We start from the raw sequence: 8,466 nt of genomic DNA, 5'->3' as shown, positions 1-8,466 counted from the left end.
TTGGCCAGCACCAGGTGGATGATGTTCTCGGTGAGGTCCTGCTCGCCGCCGGTGATGAAGATCTTCGTCCCGCTGATCCTGTATGAACCGTCGGCCTGCGGCTCGGCCTTGGTGCGGATGATGCCCAGGTCGGTGCCGGCGTGCGGTTCGGTCAGGCACATGGAGCCGGCCCAGGTGCCGGCGTACATGTTCGGCAGGTACCTGTTCTTCAGCTCCTCGCTGCCGTGCGCATCGAGGGCCAGGCAGGCGCCGGCGGAAAGGGTCGAGTAGAGGCTGAAGCTGGCGTTGGCCGCGTACATCATCTCCTCGAACTGCACTGCCAGCATCTTCGGCATGCCCATGCCGCCATGGGCCGGATTGCCGGTGAGGCCGACCCAGCCGCCCTCGGCGTAGGTCGCGTAGGCCTCGCGGAAGCCGGCCGGGGTGCGCACGGCGCCGTCCTGCCACTGCGCGCCTTCTTCGTCGCCACTGCGGTTGAGCGGCGCGAGCAGGCCGCCGGTGACCTTGGCCGCTTCCTCGAGGATGGCGTCGGCGGTGTCGGCGTCGATCCGCTCGGCCAGTCGCGGCAGGCGCTGCCACAGGGCGGGGGCGTCGAACACGTCGTTGAGCAGGAAGCGCATGTCGCGCAGCGGGGCGTTGTATTCAGGCATTGCACACCTCGTCGGTGAACGGCCGGCGGGACGGCCGCAGGTACAGGGTTGCCCGTGCGCATCCTGCCTACGGCCGCCGTGGCACGGCCGCTGCACGGGCAATTCGGCTGGCGGCGCTCAGAGGGCGGCGGCCCACTCGCGCAGCACGTATTTCTGGATCTTGCCGGTGGAGGTCTTCGGCAGTTCCGAGAACACCACGGTACGCGGAATCTTGAACGCGGCCAGGTGTTCGCGACAGAACGCGACGATCTCGCTCTCGGCGAGCCCCTGATGATCGCTCTTCAGGGTAATGAACGCACAGGGCGTTTCCCCCCACTTTTCGTCGGGCCGCGCCACCACCGCCGCCTCCAGCACCGCCGGGTGGCGGTAGAGCACGCCCTCCAGTTCGATGGTGGAGATGTTTTCGCCGCCGGAGATGATGATGTCCTTGAGCCGGTCGCGGATCTCGATGTAGCCGTCCGGATGGCAGACCGCCAGGTCGCCGGTATGGAACCAGCCGCCGGCGAAGGCTTCCTCGGTGGCGCTGGGATTCTTCAGGTAGCCCTTCATCACGGTATTGCCGCGCATGAATATCTCGCCGATGGACTGGCCGTCGCGCGGCACCGGCTCGAGGGTCTTCGGGTCGGCCACCATCACCCCTTCGAGGGTCGGGTAGCGCACGCCCTGGCGCGACTTGATCGCGGCGCGTCGCTCCAGCGGCAGGTCGTCCCACTCGCCGTGCCAGGCGCAGACCGTGACCGGGCCGTAGACCTCGGTGAGGCCGTAGACATGGGTGACGCGGATGCCCATCTCTTCCACCGCGCCGATCACCTTGGCCGGTGGCGCGGCGCCGGCGACCATGGCATGCACCGGGTGGTCGATGGCGGCCTTGGCCGAGTCGGGCATGTTGATCAGGGCGTTGAGCACGATGGGCGCGCCGCACAGGTGGCTGACCTGGTGCTCGCGGATCAGGGTGAGGACCTTTTGCGGATCGACCCGCCGCAGGCAGACGTGGACGCCGGCCAGCGCGGTCACCGTCCACGGATAGCACCAGCCGTTGCAGTGGAACATCGGCAGGGTCCAGAGGTACACCGGGTGCTGGCCCATGGACCAGGTCATCTGGTTGCCCAGCGCGTTCAGGTAGGCGCCGCGGTGATGGTAGACCACGCCCTTGGGGTTGCCGGTGGTGCCCGAGGTGTAGTTCAGCGAGATCGCCTGCCACTCGTCCCGGGGCCATTCCCAGGCGAACTGCGGGTCGCCCTCGGCGAGCAGCGCCTCGTAGTCCAGTTCGCCAACCGGGCGGCCTTCGCCATACTCGGGGTCGTTGACGTCGACCACCAGCGGCGGGTGGTCGAGCATACCGATGGCGGCATGGATCACCTCGTGGAATTCGTAGTCGGTGATCAGCACCTTGGCTTCGCCGTGTTGCAGCATGAAGGCGATGGCTTCGGCGTCGAGGCGTACGTTGAGGGTGTTCAGCACCGCGCCGATCATCGGCACGCCATAGTGCGCCTCGAGCATCTCGGGGATGTTCGGCAGCATCACCGCCACCGTGTCGCCCTGGCCGATGCCGCGCCCGGCCAGGGCCGAGGCCAGGCGTCGGCAGCGTTGGTAGGTCTGCGCCCAGTCGCGGCGGATGTTGCCGTGGATCACCGCGGGGTAGTGCGGATAGACGCTGGCGGTGCGCTCGATGAAGCTCAGCGGCGTCAGGGCGATGTGGTTGACGGCGGCGGGCGCGAGACCCTGTTCGAAGATCGACATGAAGAGTACCCCGTGGCTGATTGTTAGCTCTGTTCTGGGTAAGGGTCACGATCTGCCGCGCGCGGAGAGACTGCGTCGAAAACGGCTGGTTTCTCTGGCTCGGCAGATCGTGAACAGCTTCCAAGGACCAGGCGAAGCGCTCCTTGGGTTGGGGCGATTTATAGCAACGATGAAAAATATATGGAAGTTAAACCATAAGCTTATAGTATAAATACCATATAAGTTCCCAGGATCATCTTCCGCCCATGAGTCCGCTTCCCGCTTCGCCTGCACTCAACAGCCTCCTGCGCCTGCTGCGCGAGGGCGCGCCGCTGGTCGAGCGGGTCGGTGCGCTGCGCCGTTTGCTGCTCGAACATCCGGGCACGCGCCAGGCCTGGTACCTGGCCTGGCAGCCGCAGGCGCAGACCTATACCCCGGTGCCGCCGTCGCCGGCGCTGCCGCCGGGCGCCGGCGAGCCGAACCGGGCCAGCGACCTGGCGTTGCGCGAGCGGCTGGTGCGCGACGGCCGGCTGGCTCTGGACGAATTGCGGCGTTCCGCCTCCTGGCTCGGCGCGCGCTTGCGGCGTGCCGGCGTGGAGCATGGCATGGCCTTCGCCCTCGACCTGCAGGCCGGCGACGAAGGCCTGCTGCTGGTGGCCAGCGATACGCCGCAGAGCGCTGCGCTGGACTGGCTCGGCCTGCTCCTCGCACCGTTGCTCGCCGCCGCCCGTGGCGTCACCCGCGCTGCGCCGTTCCTCGCGGCCGACCCGCAGCCGGCGCTGCTGCTCGACGGCGAGGCGCAGGCGGTGGAATTCAACCAGGCCTTCCTTGCCTTGCTTGGCGAGCGGCCGCGCGAGGCCTGGCGCGCTTACCTCCCGGCCAACCATGGGCAACTGGTGCGCGCCAGCCTGGGGCAGGCGCGGGCCCTCGGCGAGGTGGAGGCGGAGTGCGACGGACGCATCCTGCTCTGGCAGTTCATTCCCGACAGCGCCGAGGCCCGGGTGCTGGCGCGCTGCCGCGACGCCACCGCCAGCCTGCGCGGCGAGCGCGAGGCGGCGCGGGCCAGCCGGCTGTACCGGCTGATCACCGAGAACACCACCGACCTGATTTCCCGGCATACCCTCGACGGCATTTTCCTCGACGCCTCGCCGGCTTCCTGGACCCTGCTCGGCTACTGGCCGGAGGAACTGCGCGGGCGTCCGGCGCAGGCGTTGTTCCACCCCCAGGACCGCGGCCAGGTGGCGCTGCGCGCGCGCGAAGCGCTGGAGCAGGACGGCTACCTGACCATCACCTACCGTATCCGCCACCGCGACGGCCGCTACCGCTGGTTCGAGACCGCCAGCCGGGCGATCCGCGAGACCTACACCGGGGCGGTGGTGGAGGTGGTCAGCGTGTCCCGCGATGTCACCCGGCGGGTCGAGGCGGAGGAGAACCGCCGGCGCCTGGCCGAAGTGGTCGAGGCGAACACCGACCTGGTGCTGTTCGTCGAGCATGGCGGCCGCGTCACCTACCTCAATCCTTCGGCACGTGCCGCCCTCGGCATCGCCGACGGGCAGGAGGCGCCGGCGCTGGAACGCCTGCTGGCCGGCGACACTCCGGCGCGGCTGGCCGAAGAGGGTTGGCGACAGGCGCGCGATGGCGGCGTTTGGAGCCGCGAGGGGCGCCTGCAACCGCAGGACGGACGTCCGTCGCTGCCAGTCTCGCTGGTGTTGCTGGCCCATCGCGGCCGCGGCGAGGAGCGCTATTACTCGCTGGTGGCCCGCGACATGACCGAACGCGAACTGCGCGAGGCCCAGCAGCGCCGTCACCAGGACGAACTGGCGCACACTGCGCGGCTGGTCACTCTCGGCGAACTGGCCTCGGGCATCGCCCACGAGATCAACCAGCCGCTGGCGGCGGTGATGAACTACGCCAGCGCCAGCCAGCGTTACCTGGCCGTCCTCGGCAGCCAGCCCGAGGCCGCCGGGCGGGTGGCCGAGGGGCTGGCGCGGATCGGCGAGCACGCCGGCCACGCGGCGGAGGTGATCAAGCGCCTGCGCGCCTTCCTGCGCAAGGGCCAGCGGCGCCTGCAGGCGCTCGACCTCAACCAGGTGGCACGCGAGGCCATCGGCCTCTGCGCGTGGGAAGCCGGGCACTGGCAAGTGGCGGTGGAAGAGGCGATGACCGACAATCCGCCGCCGCTGTATGCCGACCGCGTGCTGCTCGAACAGGTGTTCCTCAATCTGCTGCGCAACGCCATCGAAGCCAACCGCGAGGCGCATCCCGGCTCGCCGTCGCGGGTCGTCATCGGTAGCCGCGTCGAGCCCGGCGGGCTGCTCTGCCTGTGGGTTCGCGACCAGGGACCGGGAGTGCCGGCGGATCAGCTGGAACACATTTTCACGCCGTTCCACACCAGCAAGCCGGAAGGGCTGGGCCTGGGCCTGTCGATGAGCCGCAGCATCGTCGAGGGCTTCGGCGGCACCCTCGAAGCCGAGCTGCCGGCGGATGGCGGGTTGCTCATGAACTGCCGGCTGCCGCTCGCCGCCGGCGCCACGGGAGGGTAACGATGGCTATGCCTGACGAAGCGCTGGTCTACGTGGTCGACGACGACCAGGGCATGCTCGAATCGACGGTCTGGCTGCTGGAATCGGTCGGCCTCAAGGCACGGCCCTTCACCCAGGGTCGGGACTTCCTCGATGCCTGCGAGGGCGGCCGCCATGCCTGCGTCCTGCTCGACGTGCGGATGCCCGGCATGGGCGGGCTGAACGTGCAGGACGAACTGCTGGCGCGCGGCATCGACCTGCCGGTGATCTTCGTCAGCGGCCATGCCGACGTGCCCATCGTGGTGCGCGCCTTCAAGGCCGGTGCGGTGGATTTCATCGAGAAACCCTACAACGAACAATTGCTGCTCGACAGCGTGCAGCAGGCCCTCGATCGCCACGCCCGTCGGCGCCGGCACCGCGATCTCGACGCCGGGTTGCGCGAACGCCTGGACAGCCTCACCCCGCGCGAGCGCGACGTGCTCTTGCCGCTGGTGCGCGGCCATACCAGCCGCGAGGTGGCCGAGCAACTGGAAGTCAGCGTGAAGACCGTCGACCTCTACCGCGCGCGGGTGATGAAGCGCATGCAGGCCCAGACCCTGCCGGAGCTGGTGGGCATGGCCATCGCCGCCGGGCTGGTGGACCCGCTGCGCTTGCGCGAGGGCACCTGAGCGCGCGCGGGCCCTGGCAGGGCGGGAAGTGGCATAGTTTGATATCTCATATGGTTATATGAAAACCATATTTCACCGGATGTTTGGTTATTAATAGACTGCGGCCCACCCGGCGCCCGACGTCGAACCCCATTCCTCCGCGAGATACCCATCATGAAGATTCGCCTGCTTGGCGCAGCCGTGGCGGCTGTGTTCACCCTGATCGGCAGCGCTGCCCATGCCGACGACCTGGCCGACATCCGCAAAAAGGGCGAGATCGTCATCGGCACCCTTGGCACCGACGAGCCGAACAGCTTCATCGACCCGAAGACCCGTCAGATCATCGGCTACGAGGTCGATCTTGGTACCGAGATCGCCAAGGCCATCGGGGTCAAGCCGGTGTTCAAGCAGATTTCCGTGGCGGCGCGTATCCCGGAGTTGCAGCAGGGCCACGTGGACCTGCTCGCCGCCTCGCTGACCCACAACAAGGAGCGCGAGGCGCTGGTGGATTTCTCCTATTCGATCATCGTCACCGGGCAGAAGGCCCTGGTGAAGAAGAACGCCGGCTTCGCCTCGCTGCATGACCTCGACGGCAAGAAGGTGCTGACGGTCAAGGGCGGCACCCAGGAGCCGAACATCCGCAAGGCGCTGCCCAACGCCCAGGTGGTCACCTTCGAGACCAGCCAGCAGGCGCTGCTGGCGTTGCAGCAGGGCAAGGGTCAGGCCTTCGTCGACGACGAGTCGGCACTGGTCAACGATTTCGGCAAGCTCGGCGCGGCGGCCGGCGGCTACGCCATCCTGCCGGAGAACCTGAGTACCGAGGCCCTGGCCATCGCCTTCCGCAAGGGCAATCCGCAACTCAAGCAACTGGTCGACTCGACCCTCGCCGGCCTGGAGCGCAGCGGCGCGGCGGAGCAGCTGTACCTCAAGTGGTACGGGCCGGGCACCAAGTCCAACCTCAGCGAGCGCCACTTCAAGATCGATTCCGACCGGGTCCCCGAGTGAGCGCCTGACGTCTCTGCGTGACGGCGACCATGCGCGTCGCCGCCCGTCCCCTGTGAGTCCTCGCGGACAGCGTGCGCCTTTCCCATGTTCGAGTTCGATTTCTCCCTGCTGCTGCGCGGCCAGTACCATGAGATGCTGGTCGCCGGCCTGCTGCTGTCGCTGAAGCTGGCCGCCGTCACCCTGGTCTTCGCCGTGCCGCTGGCGATGCTGGTGGCGCTGCTGCGCCTGGCGCCGTTCCGCGCCCTGCAATGGCTCGGTTTCGCCTATGTCGAGAGCATCCGCAACGTACCGCTGCTGGCGCACATGCTGTTCTGGTACTTCGCCGCGCCGGAATGGCTACCCGAGGACCTCAAGGCCTGGCTCTACGCCGGCAACATCGAGGCCGCCAGCGCTATCGTCGCGCTGACCCTGTACACCGCCGCGTTCATGAGCGAGGACATGCGCAGCGGCATCCGCGCGGTGCCCACGGTGCAACTGGAGGCCGCCCGCGCGCTGGGCTTCGGCTACCTGGCGAGCATGCGCCTGGTGATCCTCCCGCAGGCCTTGCGGATCACCGTACCGCCGCTGATCTCGCAAACCCTCAACCTGTGGAAGAACACCAGCATCGCCACGGTGATCGGCGTCGCCGAGCTGATGTACCAGGCCGGCCAGGTGGAGAGTTCGACCTTCCGCAGCTTCGAGTCCTTTGCCTTCGCCACCGCGGCCTATCTCAGCGTATCGCTGCTGATCACCGGCGCCGCCGCCTGGTACCAGCAGCGCTATCCGGGAGTCGAACGGCGATGACCACCCTGGAACTGATCGATAGCTACTGGCTGTACTTCCTCGTCGGCCAGTACCCCAACGGGCCGCTGGGCGGGCTGGCCCTGACCCTGGTCCTGGCCTCGCTGGCGCTGCTGCTGGCGCTGCCACTGGGCATCCTGCTCGGCCTGGCGCGGGTCAGCCCCTGGCGCTGGCTGCGCTGGCCGATCACCGCGCTGGTCTTCGTGGTGCGCGGGGTGCCGTTGCTGATGGTGATCTTCTGGGCCTATTTCTTCCTGCCGACCCTCACCGGCCAGCGCACCGACCAGTTCACCACCATGCTGCTGGCGCTTGTGCTGTTCGACGCGGTGTACCTGGCCGAGATCGTCCGCGCCGGCATCCAGGGCCTCGACCGTGGCCAGTTCGAGGCGGCGCGTTCGCTCGGCCTGGGCTACCTGGCGAGCATGCGCCTGGTGATCCTCCCGCAGGCGCTGCGCAACATGCTGCCGTCGTTGGTCAACCAATTCGTCTCGACGATCAAGGAGACCTCCCTGGGCTACATCATCGGCCTGGCCGAAGTCAGCTTCATCGCCTCGCAGATCAATACCCAGGTATTCACCCTGCCGACCCAGGTCTACCTGATCCTCGGCCTCACCTATTTCATCCTGTGCTTCGGACTGTCGCGTTTCGCCTTCTGGCTCGAACGCCGCCAGGCGCAGCGTGGCAATCCCAAGGAGGCCCGATGATCCGGCTGGAAAAGGTCAACAAATGGTACGGCGCCTACCACGCCCTGGCGGATGTCGACGAACAGGTCGGCCGCGGTGAGGTGGTGGTGGTCTGCGGACCCTCGGGCTCCGGAAAATCCACCCTGATCCGTACCCTGAACCGCCTGGAACCGATCCAGGGCGGGCGCATCCTGATCGATGGCCAGGACATCCACGCTCCCGGCCTGGACCTCAATCGCTTCCGCTCGCACATCGGCTTCGTGTTCCAGCAGTTCAATCTGTTCCCGCACCTGAACGTGCTGGACAACTGCACCCTGGCGCCGCTCCGTTTGCGCGGCCTGAAACCCGCGGAGGCACGCCGCCAGGCCATGGCGCTGCTGGAGCGGGTCGGCCTGGCGGACAAAGCGGCGGCGTTCCCCGCGCGGCTTTCCGGCGGCCAGCAGCAGCGCGTGGCGATCGC

The 8,466-nt window shown here is 67.9% G+C and carries 8 protein-coding genes; 6 read left to right on the top strand and 2 right to left on the bottom strand.

Annotated features, from left to right (window positions below; all coding sequences use genetic code 11):
* Nucleotides 1-650, bottom strand: a 650-nt coding sequence (locus tag HMPREF3014_RS29395; protein WP_177344984.1) for an acyl-CoA dehydrogenase family protein, incomplete at its 3' end; no start/stop codon positions are given.
* Between the two features lie 117 nt (nucleotides 651-767).
* On the bottom strand, nucleotides 768-2,390 hold the full coding sequence (locus HMPREF3014_RS29390) for an acyl-CoA synthetase (RefSeq protein WP_003093598.1): 1,623 nt from the start codon (nucleotides 2,388-2,390) through the stop codon (nucleotides 768-770).
* Nucleotides 2,391-2,635: 245 nt separating this feature from the next.
* On the opposite strand from HMPREF3014_RS29390, the gene bfiS reads away from it, so the two are divergent.
* The 6 genes from bfiS to HMPREF3014_RS29360 form a co-directional block, all read left to right on the top strand.
* Nucleotides 2,636-4,912 (top strand): two-component system sensor histidine kinase BfiS, encoded by a 2,277-nt coding sequence (gene bfiS, locus HMPREF3014_RS29385; RefSeq protein WP_003123960.1) that lies wholly within the window; start codon nucleotides 2,636-2,638, stop codon nucleotides 4,910-4,912.
* Between the two features lie 2 nt (nucleotides 4,913-4,914).
* Nucleotides 4,915-5,559 (top strand): two-component system response regulator BfiR, encoded by a 645-nt coding sequence (bfiR, locus tag HMPREF3014_RS29380; protein WP_003118983.1) that lies wholly within the window; start codon nucleotides 4,915-4,917, stop codon nucleotides 5,557-5,559.
* Between the two features lie 153 nt (nucleotides 5,560-5,712).
* Nucleotides 5,713-6,543 (top strand): ABC transporter substrate-binding protein, encoded by an 831-nt coding sequence (locus tag HMPREF3014_RS29375; protein ID WP_023086942.1) that lies wholly within the window; start codon nucleotides 5,713-5,715, stop codon nucleotides 6,541-6,543.
* Between the two features lie 84 nt (nucleotides 6,544-6,627).
* A complete protein-coding gene (locus HMPREF3014_RS29370) occupies nucleotides 6,628-7,326 on the top strand; it encodes an amino acid ABC transporter permease (RefSeq protein WP_003101388.1) in 699 nt (232 codons plus the stop codon).
* Complete coding sequence (locus tag HMPREF3014_RS29365) at nucleotides 7,323-8,027, top strand: amino acid ABC transporter permease (protein ID WP_003101386.1); 705 nt, start codon at nucleotides 7,323-7,325, stop codon at nucleotides 8,025-8,027. The genes HMPREF3014_RS29370 and HMPREF3014_RS29365 overlap by 4 nt, the downstream gene beginning before the upstream one ends.
* Nucleotides 8,024-8,466, top strand: a 443-nt coding sequence (locus tag HMPREF3014_RS29360; protein ID WP_046689346.1) for an amino acid ABC transporter ATP-binding protein, incomplete at its 3' end; no start/stop codon positions are given. The genes HMPREF3014_RS29365 and HMPREF3014_RS29360, both read left to right, overlap by 4 nt.

The sequence above is a fragment of the Pseudomonas sp. HMSC065H01 genome (assembly GCF_001815235.1).
Taxonomy (GTDB): domain Bacteria; phylum Pseudomonadota; class Gammaproteobacteria; order Pseudomonadales; family Pseudomonadaceae; genus Pseudomonas; species Pseudomonas aeruginosa.
This window is presented reverse-complemented; position numbering and strand designations above follow the sequence as displayed.

Bases quoted from the DNA above. Each gene is read 5' to 3' on its own strand.
- HMPREF3014_RS29390 (WP_003093598.1), bottom strand. From the start codon at position 2,390: ATGTCGATCTTCGAACAGGGTCTCGCGCCCGCCGCCGTCAACCACATC.
- HMPREF3014_RS29375 (WP_023086942.1), top strand. From the start codon at position 5,713: ATGAAGATTCGCCTGCTTGGCGCAGCCGTGGCGGCTGTGTTCACCCTG.
- bfiS (WP_003123960.1), top strand. From the start codon at position 2,636: ATGAGTCCGCTTCCCGCTTCGCCTGCACTCAACAGCCTCCTGCGCCTG.
- HMPREF3014_RS29370 (WP_003101388.1), top strand. From the start codon at position 6,628: ATGTTCGAGTTCGATTTCTCCCTGCTGCTGCGCGGCCAGTACCATGAG.
- HMPREF3014_RS29365 (WP_003101386.1), top strand. From the start codon at position 7,323: ATGACCACCCTGGAACTGATCGATAGCTACTGGCTGTACTTCCTCGTC.
- bfiR (WP_003118983.1), top strand. From the start codon at position 4,915: ATGGCTATGCCTGACGAAGCGCTGGTCTACGTGGTCGACGACGACCAG.